The 20,156-nt window shown below is 64.3% G+C and carries 19 protein-coding genes, 1 tRNA gene and 2 pseudogenes; 13 read left to right on the plus strand and 9 right to left on the minus strand.

Annotated elements, in window-relative coordinates:
• Positions 1–122: 122 nt before the first annotated feature.
• A complete protein-coding gene (locus J4G43_RS10840) occupies positions 123–1,061 on the minus strand; it encodes an OmpA family protein (RefSeq protein ID WP_208084777.1) in 939 nt (312 codons plus the stop codon).
• A 149-nt stretch (positions 1,062–1,210) separates the two neighbouring features.
• On the opposite strand from J4G43_RS10840, the gene J4G43_RS10845 reads away from it, so the two are divergent.
• Positions 1,211–2,017 (plus strand): lytic murein transglycosylase, encoded by an 807-nt coding sequence (locus J4G43_RS10845; protein WP_063985485.1) that lies wholly within the window; start codon positions 1,211–1,213, stop codon positions 2,015–2,017.
• A gap of 166 nt (positions 2,018–2,183) precedes the next feature.
• Here J4G43_RS10845 and J4G43_RS10850 read toward each other — a convergent pair.
• Positions 2,184–3,028, minus strand: a pseudogene (locus J4G43_RS10850) (SDR family NAD(P)-dependent oxidoreductase).
• Positions 3,029–3,148: 120 nt separating this feature from the next.
• On the opposite strand from J4G43_RS10850, the gene J4G43_RS10855 reads away from it, so the two are divergent.
• The 4 genes from J4G43_RS10855 (at position 3,149) to J4G43_RS10870 (ending at position 6,694) form a co-directional block, all read left to right on the plus strand.
• Positions 3,149–3,523, plus strand: coding sequence for a response regulator (locus J4G43_RS10855; RefSeq protein WP_208084778.1), 375 nt, complete (start codon positions 3,149–3,151; stop codon positions 3,521–3,523).
• A 55-nt stretch (positions 3,524–3,578) separates the two neighbouring features.
• Positions 3,579–4,178 carry a LysE family translocator gene (locus J4G43_RS10860; RefSeq protein ID WP_208084779.1) on the plus strand — a complete coding sequence of 200 codons (600 nt, stop codon included), beginning with the start codon at positions 3,579–3,581 and terminating at the stop codon, positions 4,176–4,178.
• Positions 4,179–4,822: 644 nt separating this feature from the next.
• A complete protein-coding gene (locus J4G43_RS10865) occupies positions 4,823–6,034 on the plus strand; it encodes a GGDEF domain-containing protein (protein WP_208084780.1) in 1,212 nt (403 codons plus the stop codon).
• A 33-nt stretch (positions 6,035–6,067) separates the two neighbouring features.
• Positions 6,068–6,694 (plus strand): peptidoglycan recognition protein family protein, encoded by a 627-nt coding sequence (locus J4G43_RS10870; protein WP_208084781.1) that lies wholly within the window; start codon positions 6,068–6,070, stop codon positions 6,692–6,694.
• Between the two features lie 86 nt (positions 6,695–6,780).
• Here J4G43_RS10870 and J4G43_RS10875 read toward each other — a convergent pair whose 3' ends face one another.
• The 4 genes from J4G43_RS10875 to J4G43_RS10890 all read right to left on the minus strand — a co-directional run bounded on the left by J4G43_RS10875 (position 6,781) and on the right by J4G43_RS10890 (position 10,257).
• Complete coding sequence (locus tag J4G43_RS10875) at positions 6,781–7,128, minus strand: hypothetical protein (protein WP_223153852.1); 348 nt, start codon at positions 7,126–7,128, stop codon at positions 6,781–6,783.
• Positions 7,129–7,381: 253 nt separating this feature from the next.
• Complete coding sequence (locus tag J4G43_RS10880) at positions 7,382–7,801, minus strand: hypothetical protein (RefSeq protein ID WP_228411348.1); 420 nt, start codon at positions 7,799–7,801, stop codon at positions 7,382–7,384.
• A 332-nt stretch (positions 7,802–8,133) separates the two neighbouring features.
• The gene (gene rpoH, locus J4G43_RS10885) at positions 8,134–9,033 is read right to left on the minus strand and encodes an RNA polymerase sigma factor RpoH (protein ID WP_014492123.1); all 900 of its coding nucleotides are present in this window, start codon (positions 9,031–9,033) and stop codon (positions 8,134–8,136) included.
• Between the two features lie 216 nt (positions 9,034–9,249).
• A complete protein-coding gene (locus J4G43_RS10890; protein ID WP_063985479.1) occupies positions 9,250–10,257 on the minus strand; it encodes an RluA family pseudouridine synthase in 1,008 nt (335 codons plus the stop codon).
• On the opposite strand from J4G43_RS10890, the gene J4G43_RS10895 reads away from it, so the two are divergent.
• The 6 genes and pseudogenes from J4G43_RS10895 (at position 10,256) to J4G43_RS10920 (ending at position 15,878) form a co-directional block, all read left to right on the plus strand.
• A complete protein-coding gene (locus J4G43_RS10895; protein WP_208084782.1) occupies positions 10,256–10,600 on the plus strand; it encodes a hypothetical protein in 345 nt (114 codons plus the stop codon). The two genes, J4G43_RS10890 and J4G43_RS10895, sit on opposite strands and share 2 nt — an antisense overlap.
• A gap of 98 nt (positions 10,601–10,698) precedes the next feature.
• A complete protein-coding gene (locus tag J4G43_RS10900; RefSeq protein WP_208084783.1) occupies positions 10,699–11,289 on the plus strand; it encodes a DUF2846 domain-containing protein in 591 nt (196 codons plus the stop codon).
• 141 nt (positions 11,290–11,430) lie between these two features.
• Positions 11,431–11,505, plus strand: a tRNA-Glu gene (locus J4G43_RS10905).
• Positions 11,506–12,133: 628 nt separating this feature from the next.
• Positions 12,134–13,006, plus strand: a complete 873-nt coding sequence (locus tag J4G43_RS10910; RefSeq protein WP_249814768.1) for an SEC-C metal-binding domain-containing protein — start codon at positions 12,134–12,136, stop codon at positions 13,004–13,006.
• 447 nt (positions 13,007–13,453) lie between these two features.
• Complete coding sequence (locus J4G43_RS10915) at positions 13,454–14,944, plus strand: amidohydrolase family protein (RefSeq protein WP_208084785.1); 1,491 nt, start codon at positions 13,454–13,456, stop codon at positions 14,942–14,944.
• 4 nt (positions 14,945–14,948) lie between these two features.
• Positions 14,949–15,878: pseudogene (locus tag J4G43_RS10920) on the plus strand (CobW family GTP-binding protein).
• A gap of 34 nt (positions 15,879–15,912) precedes the next feature.
• Here the strand turns inward: J4G43_RS10920 and J4G43_RS10925 are convergent.
• Positions 15,913–16,290 (minus strand): tautomerase family protein, encoded by a 378-nt coding sequence (locus J4G43_RS10925; RefSeq protein ID WP_208084786.1) that lies wholly within the window; start codon positions 16,288–16,290, stop codon positions 15,913–15,915.
• 171 nt (positions 16,291–16,461) lie between these two features.
• Here J4G43_RS10925 and J4G43_RS10930 point away from each other — a divergent pair, with 171 nt between their 5' ends.
• Positions 16,462–17,061 carry a TetR/AcrR family transcriptional regulator gene (locus tag J4G43_RS10930; RefSeq protein WP_208084787.1) on the plus strand — a complete coding sequence of 200 codons (600 nt, stop codon included), beginning with the start codon at positions 16,462–16,464 and terminating at the stop codon, positions 17,059–17,061.
• A 142-nt stretch (positions 17,062–17,203) separates the two neighbouring features.
• Here the strand turns inward: J4G43_RS10930 and J4G43_RS10935 are convergent, their stop codons facing one another.
• Both J4G43_RS10935 and J4G43_RS10940 read right to left on the minus strand, forming a co-directional pair.
• On the minus strand, positions 17,204–17,548 hold the full coding sequence (locus J4G43_RS10935) for a hypothetical protein (protein WP_208084788.1): 345 nt from the start codon (positions 17,546–17,548) through the stop codon (positions 17,204–17,206).
• Positions 17,549–17,559: 11 nt separating this feature from the next.
• On the minus strand, positions 17,560–18,060 hold the full coding sequence (locus J4G43_RS10940; RefSeq protein WP_208084789.1) for a hypothetical protein: 501 nt from the start codon (positions 18,058–18,060) through the stop codon (positions 17,560–17,562).
• Between the two features lie 297 nt (positions 18,061–18,357).
• Between J4G43_RS10940 and J4G43_RS10945 the strand changes: the two genes are divergently transcribed.
• Entirely contained in the window at positions 18,358–20,040 is a 1,683-nt protein-coding gene (locus J4G43_RS10945; RefSeq protein WP_208084790.1) for a methyl-accepting chemotaxis protein, read from the plus strand.
• The last annotated feature ends 116 nt before the right edge of the window (positions 20,041–20,156 follow it).

Here is a 20,156-nt window from a genome sequence, read left to right on the forward strand (position 1 = left end):
ATGTCCGCGGTTGCACACCTCACTGCTTACACGTGCTGAGTTCCTGTACGGCGAGCCGCTTCTCCAGCGACAACGCCATTCAAGAGATACTCGGAGCGCAGATGGGAAGATGAGTGAGGCCGTCACGGCGCCACCAGCTCCACGCGCCGGTTGAGCGCGCGGCCGGCGTCCGTAGCGTTGGAACCGACGGGTGACAGCAATCCGACGCCGGCGGTGCGCAGCCGCGTCTGCGCGATCCGAAAGCTTTTCACGAGTTCGGCTGCGACCGCTTCGGCGCGGCGCTTCGAGAGATCGAGATTGTACTCGTAAGCGCCCTGGCCGTCGGTGTGGCCGACGATGAAGACGTTGAGCTGCGGCTGACTCGTCAGCAGCTTTGCGATCTGCTCTAGCGTCGGGCGGCTCTCCGGCTTCAGCACCGCCTTGTCGGTATCAAAATAGATGCCGTAGAGCGCGATGTGGCCGGTCTCGCCAAGGCCCTTCGCCATCGCGGCAGCATCGACCATCTTGTTCGCGATGGCGCCGAGCTCGGCGACCGTGACCTGCGCGGTGATGTCCTGGTTGTTCTGGCTGACGATGACGCTGGCATAGGTCTCGCGTCCGCCTTCGATCTTGCGGCCAGAAAAATAGCGGTAGTTGAAGCCGTCGACCCACATCTGCGGCACCGGCAGCGTGTCGATGCTTTCCGTGAAGGGAATGGCACCGCAGGCGTCGGTGTCGCAGGCGAGCAAGGTCTCGAAGCCGGCTTTCGCAAGCTGCGTTTCGAAATTGCGCGCCACTTCCAGGATCGAGGGGCCCGGATTGGTGCGATAGGCGATGCGGAAGATGCGGCCTTCGAGCCGCCGCGCATCGACCGGCTGGCCGTCCCTAAAGGCGGCCGCCTGCATCCGTGCGGCGTCAAAATCCTTCGTCACGTAGCCGGTGATGACGCTGCCGGTGAAGCGGCCGATGCCGGGATAGTCGCGGCTGCCTGCGACATCGCGGGTCTGCGCGGCGGCGGCGGTGGCTGTGAAGGAGAGCAGGGCGAGGACAGCGAGCATCCGGTGCGGAATGGACATGGTCATCTCGATCGGTTGGGGACGGGGCGAGCGCAATTCATTTGTCGCGGCCAAGATACGATCGGTTCTGGCGAGGATCTGCCGCTTTGACGCGAATCCGGTTCCCGGGCATGATCGCGCGCTTTCCGCGTTCATTCTTCAAAGGATTTTCCCGCATGTCGAGACTCGCCCTGGCCACCGCCTTCATCCTCTGTCTGGCCGGCGGATCGGCGCAGGCCGCGCGCTGCGGCGGCGACTTCAACAGCTTCGTCGCCAGCATGAGCTCGGAGGCGCAAGGAGCCGGCGTCTCGGCGAGCGTGACCAGCGCGGCCTTCAGCGGCATCGCCCAGGATGGCGCGGTGCTCGCGTTCGACCGGCGCCAGCGCTACACCTTCAACAAGAGCTTTGAGCAGTATGTCTCGACCCGCGTCGGTCCCGGCCGCATCAATGGCGGCAAGGCACTGTTGCAGCGCCACGCGGCGCTGCTCTCGCGGATCGAGCAGCAGTTCGGCGTGCCCCGCTACATCCTGGTCGCGATCTGGGGGCTGGAAAGCGATTTCGGCAAGGGCGACATCGGCAAGCTGCCCGTGATCCGCACGCTCGCCACGCTCGCGCATGATTGCCGCCGCACCGAGCTGTTCCAGGGCGAGCTGCTCGCCGCGCTCAAGATCGTGCAGCGCGGCGACCTGCCGCTGCGCGACCTCATCGGCGCCTATGCCGGCGAGATCGGCCAGACCCAGTTCCTGCCGTCGTCCTACATCAAATACGGCGTCGATTTCGACGGCGACGGCCACGTCGACCTGCGCCACAGCGTGCCCGACGTGCTCGCCTCGACCGCGAACCTGCTTCACACCAGCGGCTTCAAGATGGGCCAGCCCTACGGCGAAGGCACCGCCAATTTCGAGGCGATGCGGGAGTGGAACAGGGCGGTGATCTACCGCAAGACGATCGGCTATTTTGCGGACCGGCTGGCGGGGCAGTGAAGCGGGCTGGTGTAGAGATGCGGAGCGCTCGCGCCTCATACTAGGTGTCATCGCCCGCGAAGGCGGGCGATCCAGTATTCCAGAGACAGCAGCGATAGAGCTGAGAAGCCGCGGCGTACTGGATTCCCCGCTTTCGCGGGGAATGACAGCGCGACGTGTGGCGAGGTCAGCGCATCCCTGACGCCGTCCCCTTTGCCATCTTCTCCAGCTTCCGCTGCAACGGTGCCCAATAGGTGCCGGGGCGGAAGCGCTGCAGAATGTCCATGAAGCGGGCGTCGTTGCCGATCAGGATGCGGGGCTGGTTGTTCTCGATGCCCTTGATGATGCGCAGCGCGCGTCTTTCGGCGTGGTCTTTGCCGCGCTCTCGAACCGCTCGATCGATTGCGCGCGGCGCGCATTGTCGGTGACGCCGACCCCGGTGCGCGAATTGCGCGCGATGGCGGTGGCGACGCCGCCGGGATGCACCACCGACAGTCTTACAGGGCTGCCCGCCACTGCGAGCTCATGGCGCACGCTCTCGGAAAAGCCGCGCACCGCGAACTTGGCGGCGGCATAGGCCGACTGTCCTGGCGGCGCGATGATGCCGAAGATCGAGGAGACGTTGACGATGTGCGCCTCTGCCAGCGTCTTCAGATGCGGCAGGAAGGCGCGCGTGCCGTGCACCACGCCCCAGAAATTGATGTCGAACAGCCACTCCATCTGCGCCTGGTCGATCTCCTCGAACGATCCCATCAGCGCCACGCCGGCATTGTTGATGACGATGCCGAGCGCGGGATGCGCCGCGATCGCATCACACGCGAACTCTGCGATGTCGCCGGGCTCGCTGACGTCGACGCGATGCACGCTGACCTTGCGCGCGGCACCGATCTCGGCGGCGAGCGTCTTCAATCCGGCCTCGTCGCGGTCGGCGAGCGCGAGATCGCAGCCGCGACTTCCGAGCTCGATTGCCAGCGCGCGCCCGATGCCGCTCGCCGCTCCCGTGATAGCGGCGGCGCCGCGAATGGCAGTCATGATGTCCCCCCGTCAAGCCGGTCGCGTGGAACTAGGATCTACATTTTCCATGATGGAACTGAACCACCGGCGAACTGGCTCCTTAACATAGGTTACGCAAGCAAGCACTGGAGCAGCCCCATGGGACAGGCAGAACCATTTCGCGCGACGGCGCTGATCGTCGAAGACGACGTCATGCAACGGGAGATGCTCAGTCTTCTGCTGGAGGAGAGCGGCTATCAGGTCATCCAGTGCGACAGCGCCGAGGCTGCCCAGCGGGTGCTCGACAAGAGCGCCGGCGCGCTCTGTCTGATGCTGACGGACGTCCAGCTTGCGGGGCGCATGACCGGGGTCGAGCTCGCGCACGTCGCCAAGGACCGCAATCCAAAGCTCGACATCGTCGTCACCTCCGGCCGCCCCTTGGCGCAGCCCTTGCCCGATGGCGCGAAATTCTGGGCCAAGCCATGGGCGCCGCTCGACGTGCTCCGCGAGGCCGAGCTCGCGCAGCTGTCCTGACGATTGATCCGGGGGCTCGCTTTCTTGCCGTGAGGCGCGGTGATAGGGTCTGCTCATGACCTTGTCCTTCCTGCTTACCTCGCTCATCGTCGTCGCCTCGCCCGGCACTGGCGTGCTTTACACCCTGGCTGCGGCGCTGACCCGCGGCTCGCGCGCGAGCATCGCTGCCGCCTTCGGCTGCACGCTTGGGATCGTGCCGCACATGATAGCTGCGATGCTTGGGCTTGCCGCGGTGCTGCATACCAGCGCGCTCGCCTTTGCCGCGCTGAAATGGGGCGGCGTCGCCTATCTGCTCTACATGTCCTGGCAGGCGCTGCGTGAGACCGGAGCGCTCGCGGTCGATGGCGAGATCAAGGAGCGGTCGAGCCGCCGCGTCATCGTCACCGGCTTCCTGATCAACATCCTCAATCCGAAACTGTCGATCTTCTTCCTGGCCTTCCTGCCGCAGTTCATTGCGGTGGATGAAGCCCACGTGCTGGCGCGGATGCTGGAATTGAGCGGCGCCTTCATGGCGATGACCTTTGCGGTGTTCGTCCTCTACGGTCTCTGTGCGGCGTCGGTACGCGATCGCGTCATCTCCCGGCCGCGCGTCATGGCCTGGCTGCGTCGCAGCTTTGCCGCGTTTGGTGCCAAGCTGGCGTTTGCGGAGCGGTAGGCTTCGCCTTCATCTCTCCCCGCTTGCGGGGAGAAAGCCGCAGCTGAGCGTGGAGCAATAAAAAAGCGGGCCTTGTGCCCGCCATCTTCAAACTCTTCAATCTTACCCGACGCCCGGGCGGAGCGAGGCTCCACCCGGGCAAAGAACATGCTGGCTACTTCTTCTTCGCGGCCTTCTTGGCCTTTTTCTTCGTCGCCTTCTTCGCCTTCTTCGCTTTCTTAGCCATAGTATCCTCTCAAGGGTTCATGGTTAAACGCGACACGAGGGATGCTCGGCGGAGGGCCAGCCTCGCAACATCCTCGACCACAAACTCAGCAGATTCGCGGGCGGCTGCCCCGTGCTGTCATATCTGTGTCATTACGTTATCCACAGCTCAGATGCGTTTTCGGGTGATTTTTGCCCGCGAATCCGCATCGCAATGCGCATCGGCGTGACCGCGCAGGGAGGCCGCGACATGCCTAACGATCCGATAATCGCGGCGCACTGTTCATGAATCCAAAACCAAGGGCGAGCTTTCGCAGATCGCAGTGAGGTTCTGTTAAGTGCAATCCGCGCATTCTTCTCCGCAAGAACGCGGGGAAGGGTCATGGACGAACGGCTGCGAGAGACGGGGGGGGGGCGACGCTGCGCGTGCCGCACGCGCCATGCTGAACGTACCGACACTCTGGACAGTCTTCGTCGTCAACTTCCTGGCGCTTGGCCTGATCTGGGCCTACGTGACGCGCTCCTATCCGAAATTTGCGGCCGCGCGGTTCTGGATGGCATCGTCGTTCGTCGGCGCCGCCGGCGCGATGACGGCCCTAGTCCGCCTGTTCGTCGCCTCTCCCCTGCCGCTTCTTGTCGGCGCTGCCGGTATCATCGCGGCGAGCTGCCTCGCCGCCATGGGCATTCAGCGCTTCTATGACCGGCCGGTCTCATGGCGCGTCATGGCCGCAACGGGGGTGCTAAGCCTCGCCGGCGTCGTGTTCTTCGTGGTCGGCTTCGAGCACATGCAGCTGCGCATGCTCAGCTACACGCTCGGCCAGGCCTTGCCGCTGGTGCTGGCGCTGCGTCTGCTCCTGGCGCCGCCGGAAGGCCGCGTCAGCCCGGGCGCACGGCTGTCCGGCATCGTCATCCTCACCATCATCGGGATCTTTGCGGTTCGCACGCTGGGCAATCTGCTCGGCCACGATTTCTCGGCGCGCGCCGGCGGTCAGGCTCATGGCGTCATGGTGCTGGGCCTCCTGTTCCTGTCGATGACGCTCAATTTCGGCTTCCTGCTGATGGCGATGGATCGCCTGCGCAACGAGGTCGCCGACCTCGCACTGCTCGACGATCTCACCGGCGTCGCCAACCGGCGGCATTTGTTGCAGCGCCTGTCCGAGGAATGCGCCCGGTCCGAGCGCAGCGGCGAGCCGTTCTCGCTGATGGTGATTGATCTCGACGGCTTCAAGGCCATCAACGACACCCATGGTCATGCCGCGGGCGATGCCTGCCTGCGGCACTTCACCCTGATGGCGCAAACGCGGCTGCGGCCGGGCGACATGCTGGCCCGCACCGGCGGCGACGAGTTCTGCGTCGTGCTGCCGTCCTCGTCCCTGCGCGAGGCTGCCGCGATCGCTCGCCGCGTGCTCGAGGTCTGCCGCCAGGACGCCGCGGCCTGTACAACCAGGGACATCCCGATCGCGATCTCGATCGGCGTTGCCGAATGGGACCGCGGCATCGGCCAGTTTCCGGACCGCCTCATCGCCCATGCCGACCACGCCCTCTATGCCGCCAAGAAAAACGGCAAGAACGACTTTGCCGTCTACGATCCGGCCCCGCCGCTCTCGCCTGAGCGGCCCGGGCTCGGCGAGGCCACGCGCAAATTCGCATAAAGCCTGCTACGATTTGGGCCGCCCTGGACCCGTATGATGATCCTCCGCCTGCTCGCGGCTTTTCTCGCCGCCCTTCTTCTGCTCACCCCAGCCGCCGCAACGGACGCCGAGCTCGCGAAGATCGCGCGCGTCTCCGGCACGCCTGACATTCCCGGCCTGAAAATGGTCTGGCTCGCACCATGGGGCGATGTCCGCGACGCCCATCCCTGGCGCAACATCATCGTGCACCAGACCGAGGGGCCGACAGGTTCGGCGCGCGGCGGCGCGGCGGAGCAGTCGAAGAACCCGACGCGCCGCGGCGTCACTGTGTGGGTCGAGACCGACGGCACGGTCTATTGGGCGGTTGCCGAGAACCTGATGCCGACCCATGGCGACGGCGCCAACCGCAACGACAACAAGTACATCGACAACCGCTCGACCTATCGCCAGGTCGTGCGCGACAACTCGATCGGCGTCGAGTTCGCCGGCAACTATCCGGATGTCACCGCCGGCCCGACCGAGGCGCAGGTCGCCGCATGGAAGATCCTCGTGAAGGTGCTGCGCGCGCGCTACGGCATCCCGCTCGACCACGTCTATGCGCACAACTGGATCGACTACAAGGACGCCCGCTATTGCGAAGGCTGCTGGCTCGCGACGCTGGCGCGGATTTGGGGGGAGTGACGGGCAGGCGCGTCCGGCAAACCGAAGGCCGAAACCTCCGGTGCCGGACGGCCATCGAGAGTGTAAGTCCACCGGTCTTCCCAGGCTCAGGGGAATGCCTTGGGAAGATCGGCGGAAGGCTTCGTGACGATCTGGTGCGCGTCGCGCCAGATCACTTCGCGCTGGCGCGAGGTTGTAATCGTGCGCACCGGCAGGCCACCCTCCTCGAGCAGCCAAGCGCAGTAGCGCGCGCGGCTGACAGCCTCGCGGGCTTGAGGATCGAACCAGCAAATGCCCCAGATCGAATCGCGCCGCTTGAAGTGACGCGCGATGCGTCCAGGAAGCGGCAGATGCTGCGCGAACCAATTGAACTGGTCCGAGAGCTCATGCCGGATCCAGTCCGGACAGTTGTTTCGTTGGACATACCAGGACGCACGAAAGAAGCCGCTCTCCACGCGACTGTGCGGGTGGATGAGCGGTGTAACGAACCGCAAATACATGACGACACGGCGCGACGCCTTGTTGCGTCGCGCCCCTCGCAGCCAGATGCAATGAATGGAGAACAGCCGCGAAGCGGCGTTCAGCTTATGACCGATTGCCGATCAAAGAGGTCGGCGGTCAGAACGTATCGATCTACTTTTCATGCCGCCTCCCTTGGTTGCGCTGAACAACAAAGGCGCGATATCGCGCCGGGCGGCAGCACATACATCAGCAAGCGTCCTGCGGCAAGCGTGATCGACAAGGACGATTGAGCGGGAAGCATCCATGACGCGCTCCGGAATGGCGAGCTAAACCGGCTGCGCCATCCATCCGAACAGCCGCCGCATCAATCCCGGCCGCCGTGGCAATTCCGGCGGGCCGTCCGACGCCAGCACGCGTTTGAAGAAGTAGTCCAGGAACACCATGTCGTTCGGCTCGGTGACGGAATTGTTCGTCGCCGAAGAACACGCTGTAATTATAGAAGAACGGGCCCATGAGCGGGATCGTCGCGGTCGAGGCATAGTCCTTGGAGATGACGAACTCCGCGGGATCGAGCCCGTGCTCGCGCATCGCCTGCTCGACCAGCGGCAGCTTGCGCATGAACTGGGCGGAGAAGCCGCCGACGGTGGATTGCAGGATGATCGACACGGTTGGTGTCCGTTCAGTTGAGGCCGCCGGCCCGATCATTCTGGGTCGGTTGACCGGACGCGCGGGTTCAAGGCAAGCCCGGTTCTATGTCGGCCAGGGGAAGGAGACTGTGATGGCGATCTCACTTGGCAAGACTCTCCGCCACAACCACCGCTGTCATCGCCCGGTTCAAGCCGGGGCACGACAGCGAGTGTGGAGGTACGGCGCGTCGCATCGCGCAGAGAAGGCACGGCGGATCACTCAAACAGAGCATCGCCACAAACAAAAAAGCCGGCGTTGCCGCCGGCTTTCTGTCTCTTGTCGATCCGCCAATATCTACCGCGAAAGCCCGCTTAATGCGCGGCTTCCAGCGCGGCCTGTTCCGCCCGTGCGATCGTGCCCTTGACCGCGGCCTGTACCTTTTCAAAGGCGCGGACTTCGATCTGGCGGACGCGCTCGCGCGACACGCCGAACTCGGCGGCAAGGTCTTCCAGCGTCATCGGCTCATCGGCGAGGCGGCGAGCCTCGAAAATGCGGCGTTCGCGCGGGTTGAGCACGCCCATGGCGCCGTTCAGCGCGTCACGGCGTTCGTCATACTCCTCGTGCTCCGCCAGCATGGCTTCCTGGTTGGGCGTGTTGTCGACCAGCCAGTCCTGCCATTCGCCGGCTTCGCCGTCATCGCGGATCGGAGCGTTGAGCGACGCGTCACCACCGAGGCGACGGTTCATGTCGATCACGTCCTGATCGGTGACGCCGAGGCGCTTGGCAATGATCTTCACCTGGTCGGGGCGGAGATCGCCCTCGTCCAGCGCGTTGATCTTGCTCTTCGCCTTGCGCAGGTTGAAGAACAGCTTCTTCTGGTTCGCGGTGGTGCCCATCTTCACGAGCGACCAGGAACGCAGGATGTACTCTTGAATCGACGCCTTGATCCACCACATCGCGTAGGTGGCGAGACGGAACCCCTTTTCGGGTTCGAAACGCTTCACCGCCTGCATGAGGCCGACATTGCCTTCCGAGACGACCTCGGAGATCGGCAGGCCGTAGCCGCGATAGCCCATGGCGATCTTGGCCACGAGGCGGAGATGGCTGGTGACGAGTTGGTGCGCCGCGTCGCGATCGTCATGCTCACGCCAACGCTTGGCGAGCATGTATTCCTGCTGGGGTTCCAGCATCGGGAACTTGCGGATCTCGGCGAGGTAGCGAGAAAGGCCGGATTCTCCATTGAGGACCGGCAAAGCAGCGGTACGGGCCATGATGAAGCCCTCCAAGGTTCAGGCCCCCGATAGCGGCGGGCCAGGCAGACGACCGCTGTGTTAAAGCCGGCCGTAGCTGCGATGTTCCGTTGGTCATTTCCAACGCAAGCGCAATATACCCCAAGGGGGGTCAAAAAGGGAAGGATTGCTGACGTCACGTCCCCGTGTGGCAGCTATAACTTTTTGTAATGTAACGCTTTTCCAAGGTGGCCTGCGTCATAGCGCCGCTTTCAGGGCACCCTGAAGGAGAAGCAAATCCTTCGGCAGCGGCGCTTCCCAGTGGAGTAATTCTCCGGTTCGCGGGTGCTCCAATACCAGCAAATAGGCATGCAGGGCCTGCCGCCCCAGCGTGGCCAGAGTCGCCTGCGACTCGGGGCCGAGGTGGTTCGCCTTGGTCTTGAAGTGCGGGCCATAGACGGCGTCGCCCATCAGGGGATGACCGATATGGGCGAGGTGGACGCGGATCTGGTGGGTGCGTCCGGTCTCGAGCTCGCAGGCGAGCAGGGAGGCGATCGGCTTGCCGTCACGCCCCGCAAAACTCTCCAGAAGCTCCCAATGCGTCACCGCCTCGCGGCCGCCCTGGCGCACCGCCATCTTCTCGCGCGCATACGGGTGGCGGTCGATCGGCGCATCGACGGTGCCGCGGTGGCGTCCCGGCAGCCCCCAGGCGAAGGCCATGTAGCCGCGGCGCATCGCGCCCGTCCGGCCGTGGTCGGCGAATTGCGCGGTGAGCGAGGCATGGGCGAGGTCGTTCTTGGCGACTACCATCAGCCCGGTCGTGTCCTTGTCGAGCCGGTGCACGATGCCGGGCCGGCGTACCCCGCCGATGCCGGAGAGCGAGCCGCCGCAATGGGCGATCAGCGCGTTGACCAGCGTGCCGGTCTCGTGGCCGGCCGCGGGGTGGACGACGAGGCCCTTCGGCTTGTTGAGGACGACGATGTCGTCGTCCTCGAACACGATATCGAGGGCGATATCCTCGCCCTTGGGCTCGGGCGGGGCCGCCTCCGGCACGTCGATTGTGATCGTATCGCCGGATGTGACGTGATAAGCGGGGTCGCGGATCGCGGCGTCCTTGAGGCTCACCGCGCCCGCCAAAATCAGGGCTTTCAGCCTCGATCGCGACAGGTCGGTGAGGTGCGCCGCCAGCACGCGGTCAAGCCGAGCCGAGCCCTCGTCGCCGGCGACGACAACTTCCAACCTTTGCGCAGAGCCTGAGCTATCCATGACGACGTCTGATACCGCTGTTCCCGAACCGAGCCCCGAGCAGGCCGCGCTGTTCGCGCGGGTGCGGCGGATGATGCTGATCGCGGGGTTGACCACGGCGCTGGCAATCTGCGCCGTCCTGATCGCGGTGGGCTACCGCCTTTTCAAGTCGGAGGGAAGGGCGTCCGAAATGGCCGGCGACGTCACCGCCGCCCTGCCCAAGGGCGCCAAGATCGTCTCGACCGGGGTCGCCGGCGACCGCCTCGTGATCACGCTCGACGTCGGCGGCGTCATCGAGATCCGCACCTTCGACGCCCACACCCTGAAGCCGGCCGGAAAGCTGAAATTTGCCAATGAGCCGTAGGGCTGGCCACGGCTGTTGATCGTTCTCCGGTCCAGTTTGTCTTGCCGCGCAACTTCTGATTTAGCTCTTGGGCTTGGGAAGTTGGGCTGGGACTGGGAATGGGACGTATCAAGTCGCGCGTCGTCGCAATTGCACTCGTTGCCGGGTCGTACGGATGCGCTGGATTTGCGGCGCTCGCAGAGCCGGCCAAGCAGCCCACAGCGCCAGCCAGGCAGGCTGGACTTGCCGCGCCGGCCAAACAACCCGCGGCGCAGGCCAAGCCAACGGGCTCGCGGAACGCACGGCTCTATTTCCTGCGCGAGAAGGGCATTTTCGGCGCGATGGGCGGAATGGCAGCCTCGTCGGAAATCCTGATCGACGGCAAGTCCGTCGGAAAGGTCGACATGGGGACGTTCTTCTTCGTCGACCGGCCGCCGGGCGTCCACAAAATCGCCTCCCACATGAAGATGTCGATGACGGACTATGAGGTCGAAGTCCCCGTCGAGGCCGGCAAGACCTACTATTTTGGCGTCGGGACGCAGCGGACGGGCGCCATCGGCCAGGACCTCCTCAACCAGGCCGTCGCCGGCAGCAGCGGCCAGCAGATCCGCTCCTCTTCGCCGTTCAAATCCGCCTTTGCGGGCGCAGGCCTGTTCCGCCTGGAGCCGGCCGCCGGCGCCGCGGCGATCGAGAAACTGAAGCAGCCGTGAGTGTTCCCGGCGGTTTCGTAGGGCGCGCGGCGGCCCGCCGCGCAATTAAGCCTAAGCCGCGTTGACCGTGCATATCCGGGGTTTTCGCCCCCGATCGAGGCTTGCCGCCGACAAAATTCGCGGCTATGTCCTGTCCCTCACGCTCCCTTCGTCTAGCGGTTAGGACGCGGCCCTCTCAAGGCTGAAACAGGGGTTCGATTCCCCTAGGGAGCGCCATTCCGGCTCCATCGAGCGTTGATCACTCTCCTCTTGGCCGGTCTCAGGCTTTCGCCGCAAAACCCGCCCTCATCCTGAGGGCCCGCGAAGCGGGCGTCTCGAAGGATGGCCGCAGGCGAGCCTCCGGCCAATATGGTGACAGTGCACTCAATTGATTCCTGACAACATTATCCGCATCATACATCCGTTTCGCTCGCACAGCCGTTCGCGACCAGCCGCACCGCGTCATGCAGTGTGGCAACGCCGCGCGCGGACCATTTCGGGAATGGAAATTAAGTGCACTGTCACCGTAATGGAGAACAGCGCGCAACGCTTTCTCGAGTTGATTGGCCGCAGCCGGAGTCGCTGATTTCGCATCTCGCACTTTGCGGACGTGTCGAGGTGGTATCGTCGCGAAGGTTAGCGGCGTGCTCGCCCCCTAGATTCGCCTCGCGGTGCTAATCTAAGTTTGATTGATCATCTTTCGTCTAGGGCTGGATGTTGCATGATTCTAAATCCGCGGACCCCATCGGAGCTCTTGCTCTATTGCGTCAAACGGATCGAGTGTAATGTCGGGAACGGTCGCCTGTCGGTGGGAACCGGCTACATCTGCGGCATTGGGCATTCATCTGGGATGATGGTCCCCATCTTGATTACGAACAAGCACGTCCTTGAAGGCGCGAAGAGCCTTCGCATATGCATGCACACTGGGCTCAATGGCACCGATGAAGCGCCGGACGGCGGAATCACTTTTATCGAAACCCCTGCAATTCTAGCGACGACCGTCTTACACGATGACCCAGCGATCGACCTGTGTGGGATTCTATTGGGACCTCTTATTAACTTCTGGAAGCAGGCAAATCCGGGCCGATCTGTTTTCTATAAGGCGATCATGGACGACTTGATTTACGGGCCAGTTGAGGAACTGGACGTCTGTGAACAGGTCACAATGGTTGGATGTCCGAATGCCATATGGGATGAGCACAACGGATTTCCTTTATTTCGTCGAGGTTTTACTGCGAGCCCGCTAACTGCGAACTTTCAGGGGCGTCGCGAGTTCGTTGTAGACATCGCTGTGTTTTCGGGCTCGTCGGGGTCGCCGATTTTTTTGATGGACAACGGGCCATACGTTAGTTCGGATGCGCCTGACAAGCTTCAGCTCGGTCGTCGATTTGGGTTGCTCGGCACGCTTTGGGGTGGACCCAGAATCACTGAAGCGGGTCTCGTAGAGATTAAGCCGGCGCCAACTTCAGCCAGCGCCGACATCGCTATCGATGTGCGGATGCACCTCGGTTACGTGATTAAAGCGTCGGAGACGCATCACCTCCTCAAGAAAGCAGCCGCTGAATTCGGCAACATAGACCTCACCGCAATAAAGATGGTTACGACTCTGATGTCTCCAACTGGCGATGCGCTTAGAGAAACGTTCAGGAGAAACGCATTGTGCTTTTGCGGAAGCAAAAGGAAGTTCAAGCATTGCCATGGACAAATCGTTACCGCTCAGCAACAGCCAGAAAGTTGAGCGCGCGTCGCGCCGCGCTTGCTAGCCGCCGACCAGCGATAATCAGACCCTATCGAAGTTCAGCACGGCTTATGCGGGGGGCCTTGCGTGTGCATCCGTTCAGTATGGGGGAGTGTGGGTGCCAGCCGGCGCCCGGTCTTCCCTGCGCCCTTTTTTCGGGAGGACATGACGCGAAGCACAGCTCGGGCAAAACATGCCGCGAGGATGCGAGCACTTGGCGATCGGCACGCGAACTGACGAAGCGGCGTTGTGCCCCTCCAGGCCGAACACTCCTGCGAGCACCGACCTCCCGCGCAAGCATGCTGCATCGGCATCGACGGTAGTGGTCGTCCCCTTCAAAATCTGCATCATGCGCGCCGGGACGGTGCGCGATGCGGCCGAGCTCATCCTCCGAAGCGGCTGCCGGGCCTTTGGAGGCCATGGCTTTCTGCTTTTTGGAGTTTTGACATGAGCGGCTTGGTGATCTCTGGCGGCCGGGTGGTGGATCCCGCGAGCGGGATGGACGCCATTGGCGATGTAGCAGTGATGGATGGCAAGATCGCCGCGGTCGGCACGGGCCTCAGCGGCACCGAGCGGGTGATCGACGCGACGGGGCTCGTGGTCGCGCCGGGCTTCATCGATCTGCACGCGCATGGCCAGTCGATCCCGGCCGACCGCATGCAGGCGTTCGACGGCGTGACGACGACGCTCGATCTCGAGGCCGGCGTGCTGCCGGTCGCCTCCTGGTATGAGCGCCAGGCGCGGAAGGGACGCGTGCTGAACTATGGCGCCGCCACCAACTGGGCCTTTGCGCGCCTCGGCGCGATGACCGGCTCGAATGCGGAGAGCTCGCTGGAGGCGTTCGGCAACGCCATGCGCGACCGCCGCTGGATGGACAACGTGGCAAGCGATGCGGAGGTCGCCGGCATCCTCGAGCGTCTTTCGCGCGGTCTCAACGAGGGCGGCATCGGCATCGGCATCCTGAACGCCTATGCGCCGGGCGCCGGCGTGCAGGAGCTGACGGCGGTCTGCCAGCTCGCGGCGAGGCAGGACGTGCCGACCTTCACCCACGTCGCCTATATGTCGCGCGTCGACCCCGAAAGTGCGGCAGAAGCCTATATCCGCCTGATCGGCTATGCCGGCGCCACCGGCGCGCACATGCACATCTGTCATTTCAACTCGTCGAGCAAGACCGACATCGAGCGCTGCCGCGTGCTGGTCGAAAAGGCGCAGGCGCAGGGCCTCCCGATCACGGTCGAGGCCTATCCCTACGGCACCGGTTCGACCGTGCTGGCCGCGGCCTTCTTCAGCGACCCGGAGTTCGTCGAGCGCAACGGCACCGGCTACGACTCGGTGCAGCGCGTGACCGACGGTCACCGCTTCCGCGATCGCGAGGAGCTGCTGAAGGCGCAAGCCGAAGAGCCGTCCTCGCTGGTGCTCTGGCACATCCTCGATACCGACAACAATGCGCATCATCGCGATCTGCTCGATATGTCGGTGCTGTATCCCGGCGGCGCGATCGCGTCCGATGCGATGCCGTGGACGACGTCGGACGGCAAGACCTACACCGGCGACGCCTGGCCGCTGCCGGATGACGCCACCTCGCATCCGCGCTCGGCCGGCTGCTTCACGAAATTCATTCGCGAATGGGTGCGCGAGCGCAAGGCCGTGTCGCTGCTCGAAGGCGTGCGCAAATGCGCGCTGATCCCCGCAGAGATCCTGTCGCAGAGCACGCCCGCGATGCGGGCCAAGGGCCGCCTTGCCAAGGACGCCGATGCCGACATCGTCGTGTTCGACTACGAGAAGCTCTCGGACCGCGCGACCTTCACGGCGATGAACCGCCCCTCGGACGGCGTGCGGCATCTGATCGTCAGCGGCCAGCCGCTGATCAGCGATGGCGTGCTGGACGTGGCGGTGCGGCCCGGCCGCCCCGTGCGTCGCCCCGTCGTCGAGGGCTGATCCCATGCCGGTCCCCATTCTCCTGGTGACGGGCTTTCTGGGGGCAGGCAAGACCACGGTCGTCAACCATCTGCTGGCGAACGCGGAGGGACGGCGTATCGCGGCAATCGTCAACGATTTCGGCGCGATCAACATCGACGCGGAGTTGATCGCGGGCGCCAGCGACGGCGTGGTCAGCCTCGCCAATGGCTGCATCTGCTGCTCGCTCGAAGGCGATCTCCTGCGCACGCTCTCGACGCTGTTGCGACGCGATCCCAAGCCCGAATATATCGTCATCGAGACCAGCGGCGTCGCCGATCCCGCCGACATCGTCCGCAACCTGATGGACCCCGTGATCCTGCGCGAGGCGCCGCTGGAAACCGTGCTCTGCGTGATGGATGCGGCGACGCTACCTGTGGCCCTGGATGATGCGCTCCATCGTTCGCAATTGCGCGTCGCCGATATCGTGGCGCTGAGCAAGCTCGATCTGGCGGACGAGAGCGCAGGCGCCCGCATGCGCGAAGCCATCCGCGCGCAGCGCGTCCCCGCCGTGGTGGTCGATGCCAGGCACGGCGAGATTCCGTCCGCGCTGCTGTTTCCCGCGGCTGTTGATCGTGCGCCCGCGCCGCGCGACCCTGGACCACGACGGCTGTCCGAGGAGCGCTTCGAGACGCTGAGCTGGACCTCGGACCAGCTGCTGTCGCTGCCGCGCCTGCAGCAGGCGATCGGCCGCCTGGCGCCAAAGCTTGCGCGCGCAAAAGGCCTGTTCGAGACCGTCGAGCAACCCGGGCGCTAGATGGTGCTTCAGTTCGCCGCCGGCCGCGCGACGCTCGCGCCGGGCGATGCACCGGCGGAGGGCGTGCCGCGATCGCGGATCGTCTTCATCGCCGAGCTCGGCGTGCTCTCGAAGGCCGAGTTCGACGGGATCATGGCGGCGTGCGTTGCGGGTGGGTGAAGCGAGCGATCACGCTAGAAGCAAGCCCCTCACTTCAGGCAAATTGCGCGATGCCGTTTCCGACGGACCAGTTCTCCGCGGGGGCGTCGAGCACGTTGACGAACACGTCCTCGGAGCGGATGCCCGGGTTTTCGCCGAGCAGCTCCGCGATCCGGCGGTACAGCGCCTTTTTCTGCTCCGGCGTGCGCGATGCGAATACGGTGATCTGGATCAGCACGGCGTCGTCGTTGCGTTTGACGCCATAGGCATTGCCGCAGCGGAAGTTCGAGGCGTCATGCTCGCTGATGGTCATGAACTCGTCGCCCTCGGGCACGTTCAGCGCCTCGCGCATGGCGAGGTACAAACCATCGAGGATCGCCTGCCGATAGGCTTCCGGTTTGCCGGCGCGCATTGAGATGTGAAGGAGAGGCATGGGCGGGTCCCTTTTGGCATGCGGGCCCGATCGGCCAGGGCGCACGCAAGCGCCGGCCGTTGGGCCCATTGACGGAACGGGCTATCAATCCCAATTAGTTTTTGACACGATGTCGAGAAAACACGTTATTGACATCGTGTCAAATACTTTTGCCGGGCAGAGGAGCAGGATTTGAGGCCGCGCGAGTTCGACCACGACGACGTCCTGCGTATCGCGTTCGACCAGTTCTGGCGCAAGGGCGTGCGCGGCACGTCGCTGTCGGACATCGCGCGCGATGCCGGTGTTCAGCGCGGCAGCCTCTACAATGCCTTCGGCAGCAAGGAGGCGCTGTTCCTCCAGGCCTATGAGCGTTATGCGGGCGATTATCTCCTCGCCCTGCAAAAGGCGCTCGGCGCGGGCTCATTGCGAAAACGCCTCACGGCGTTTTTCGACCTGACCATCACCAACTTCCGCTCGGGCTCGCCACCGCGGGGATGTCCGACCACGCGCGGATTGATGGAGCTCGGCGCGGCCGAAGGGGAAGGCTTGGATGAAGACGCGCGTCAGGCCTTTGCGGGCCTCATCTCGCGCATCACCATGCTGGTTCAAGAGACGCTGGCGGAAGGCGCAGAGCGCGGCGAGTTCAATGGCAATCCCGCGGCCGCAGCGCTGCACATCATCACGGTGACGCGCGGCCTTGGCGTGCTCGAACGTGCCTTCGGCGACGAGCCGCAGCTGCGCAAGATCGCGGCTCACACCATCGATCTCGTGCTCGGCAAGAAGGGCGGTTAGGTCAGGCCGCAAAACGACGACCCCAGCGGTGGTGATCCCTGGGGCCGTCTGGAGGTTTTATGGAGGGCATCGAGCACTGCGTCTCCATGGCGATGTTGATAGCGCAAGGTCGCTTGAGATGCGACTAGAACCCATCAAAGCGTCAGCACAAGGCAAGCGCGTTGACGGCCCGCGTCGTCGCGATCTCGTTCTCGTTCCCGACGAACTGGCAAACGATGGATTCGAGTTCGCCCGGCTGGTTGCGGCGCGCCACCGCCAGCAGTCGCATCAATTCCGCCTCGTCGGCGAAGCGATAGGCCGCTTCCCAGCAATCGGAGGCGCCGGTCGCATAGGCCGCTCCGATGAATCGGAACAGCGACAGCGCGACGCGGGAAAACTCATCGTAGCTCTCGACGCAGGGACGCGCCGCAAGCGCGGCCTGGAGCGGACAGAGCCGCGGCTGGCCGGCTGTTTCGACTGGCGCAGAACCACACGTATCGTGGAGCATGAACGATCCCGTCAGTGCAGCGTGGGACTTCCGACCAGCCAGCTCTTCATCGCCATCGTCCGGTCATGGTCGAAAGACTGAACGTGCCGGTCGGGCAGGATGAGGCCAGCCATGCGGAAGATCGTTGCAAGCCCCCGCACGGGTGCGAGAGCCCAATCGGCACCGACCGGCGGCAGCCAGCTCTCGAACTGCTCGCGCGCGACGTCGATGCGCTCCTGCTGTGCCGCGGCGATGGCCCGCAGGATCCCCTGCTCGCTGTCCGACATCTTCGGACAGGTCGGGCAATGAACTTCGATGGCCGTATGCGCCGTGCAAGCGAAGATCTCGATGATGGATTCCAGCGACGGCACGGCGTCGCCCACGCGAAAGTGGTCGTACACTTGCTGGATATCGGCCGCGGTCGGAACGGCGCTTCCGCTGCGTGCCTTGGCTCGAAATCCCCAGATGAAGAGCCGCTCCGCTGCGCACAGCGTGGGAAGGTCGAGGGACTTGCCATATGTCGATTGATGCATTGAGCCTCTGGCCTTCTGTGCAGCTCACGCCACAGCTTGCGCTGATGATCTGCGCCGATCGTTCCGCCAGAGCCGACCGCAAGTCAACGCTCGGAGCGCCGATATCGAGGTCTTCTAGATCTAAAGAGCCGGGATCCCGGATGCAGCCAAGCCTCGCCAGCCTGCCAAGCCGCACGCATTACGCCGGCGGCCTCCAACGCAATTTTGCGGGGATTTGGAGAACCCGAATGCTTAAAGCTTCGCTAAGGGGTGCGGGATAAACTGGCATATCAGCCCTTCCAATTCTTGCGAGCACCGATGTTTTTCTCCCGCATCAGTTTCAAGCTGGTCCTGATTGTCGGCATCAGCCTCCTCGGCATGATCGCTCTGGCGCCGATCGCGCTCTCGACCCTGCGCGCGCAGATGATCGCCGACCGCCAGGCCAAGACGCAGCACATGGTCGACGTCGGCTACGGCATCCTGGCACACTATCAGAAGCTCGAGAGCGAGGGGAAGCTGCCGCGCGAACAGGCGCAGGTCGCCGCGATCGCAGCGATCAAGAGCCTGCGTTATGACAAGGTCGAGTATTTCTGGATCAACGACATGGCGCCCAAGATGGTCATGCACCCGATCAAGCCCGAGCTCGACGGCAAGGATCTCTCCGGCATGAAGGACCCTGCCGGCAATGCGCTGTTCGTGGGCTTCGTTGACGTCGTCAACAAGCAGGGCGCGGGCTTCTACAGCTATCTCTGGCCGAAGCCGGGCTTCGAGCAGCCGGTCGGAAAAATCTCCTATGTGAAGGGCTTTGCGCCCTGGGGATGGATCATCGGTACCGGCATTTATCTCGACGACGTCGATGCCGTTTTTCGCCAGAATGCGACGACATTCGCCTACATTTGTCTGGCCGTCCTGGTCCTGGTGCTGGCCTGCTCCTTCGTAATCGGCCGCAGCGTGACCCGGCCGCTCGCGAACATCACCGCGCTGACCGAGCGGCTCGCCGCCGGCGACAGCGCGTTCGAGGTGCCCTACACCGGCCGCAGCGACGAGGTCGGCGGGCTCGCCAAGGCGCTTGCCGTGTTCAAGGACAATGCGTCGGCGGTGAGCCGCATGCATGCGGAGCAGCAGGAGACGAAGCAAAGGGCCGACGACGAGAAACGCAAGACGATGGCCGATCTCGCCGGCAGGTTCGAGGCGAGCGTTCAGGCCGTCGTCCGCGACGTCTTCACCGAGGCGCGCGCGATGCAGCAGGCCGCGCAAGGCATGTCGGAGACCGCGAACAAGGCGACCGACCGCGCAAGCTTCGTCGCGACCGCCTGCCAGCAGGCGTCGAGCAATGTGCAGACGGTGGCGTCCGCCGCCGGCCAGCTGTCGTCCTCGATCACCGAGATCAGCCAGCGTGTCGCGCAGGCTGCAAACGTGGCCGACAAGGCGGCCGCGGACGGTCAGCGCACCAACGACACCGTGCAGGGGCTGGCCGCCGCCGCGCACAAGATCGGCGAGGTCATCGACCTCATCAACCAGATCGCATCGCAGACCAATTTGCTCGCGCTCAACGCCACCATCGAGGCGGCGCGTGCCGGCGAGGCCGGCAGGGGATTTGCCGTGGTCGCGAGCGAGGTGAAATCGCTGGCGAGCCAGACCGCGAAGGCGACCGACGAGATCGGCGCGCAGATCACCGCGATCCAAGCCGAGACCAACCAGGTTGTCGGCAACATCGAGAGCATCCGCAAGACCATCATGGAGGTCAACGAGATCTCCTCGTCGATCGCCGCCGCTGTCGAGGAGCAGGGCGCCGCGACGCAGGCGATCGCCCACAGTGTGCAGGAGGCGGCGTCCGGCACCGACCAGGTCTCGCAGAACATCTCCGGTGTCACCGACGCCACGGCGGAAACGGGCCAAGCCGCGGGCCTCGTGCTGCAATCGAGCGGCCGGCTGTCGCAGAAGCTGCAATCACTGGAGAACGAGGTCAGCACCTTCGTTGCGGGCGTGCGGGCGGCCTGACATCGCGTTCATACTATCTGCCGCGGCGCGGATTATGCGCCTCGTCACGGCGCGCGCTGGCAACTGATATTCCGGCCTGCGGGACCGGCTATTGCGACGGGCTTTCTCGCCCTTGA

This window comes from Bradyrhizobium barranii subsp. barranii (genome assembly GCF_017565645.3).
Taxonomy (GTDB): domain Bacteria; phylum Pseudomonadota; class Alphaproteobacteria; order Rhizobiales; family Xanthobacteraceae; genus Bradyrhizobium; species Bradyrhizobium barranii.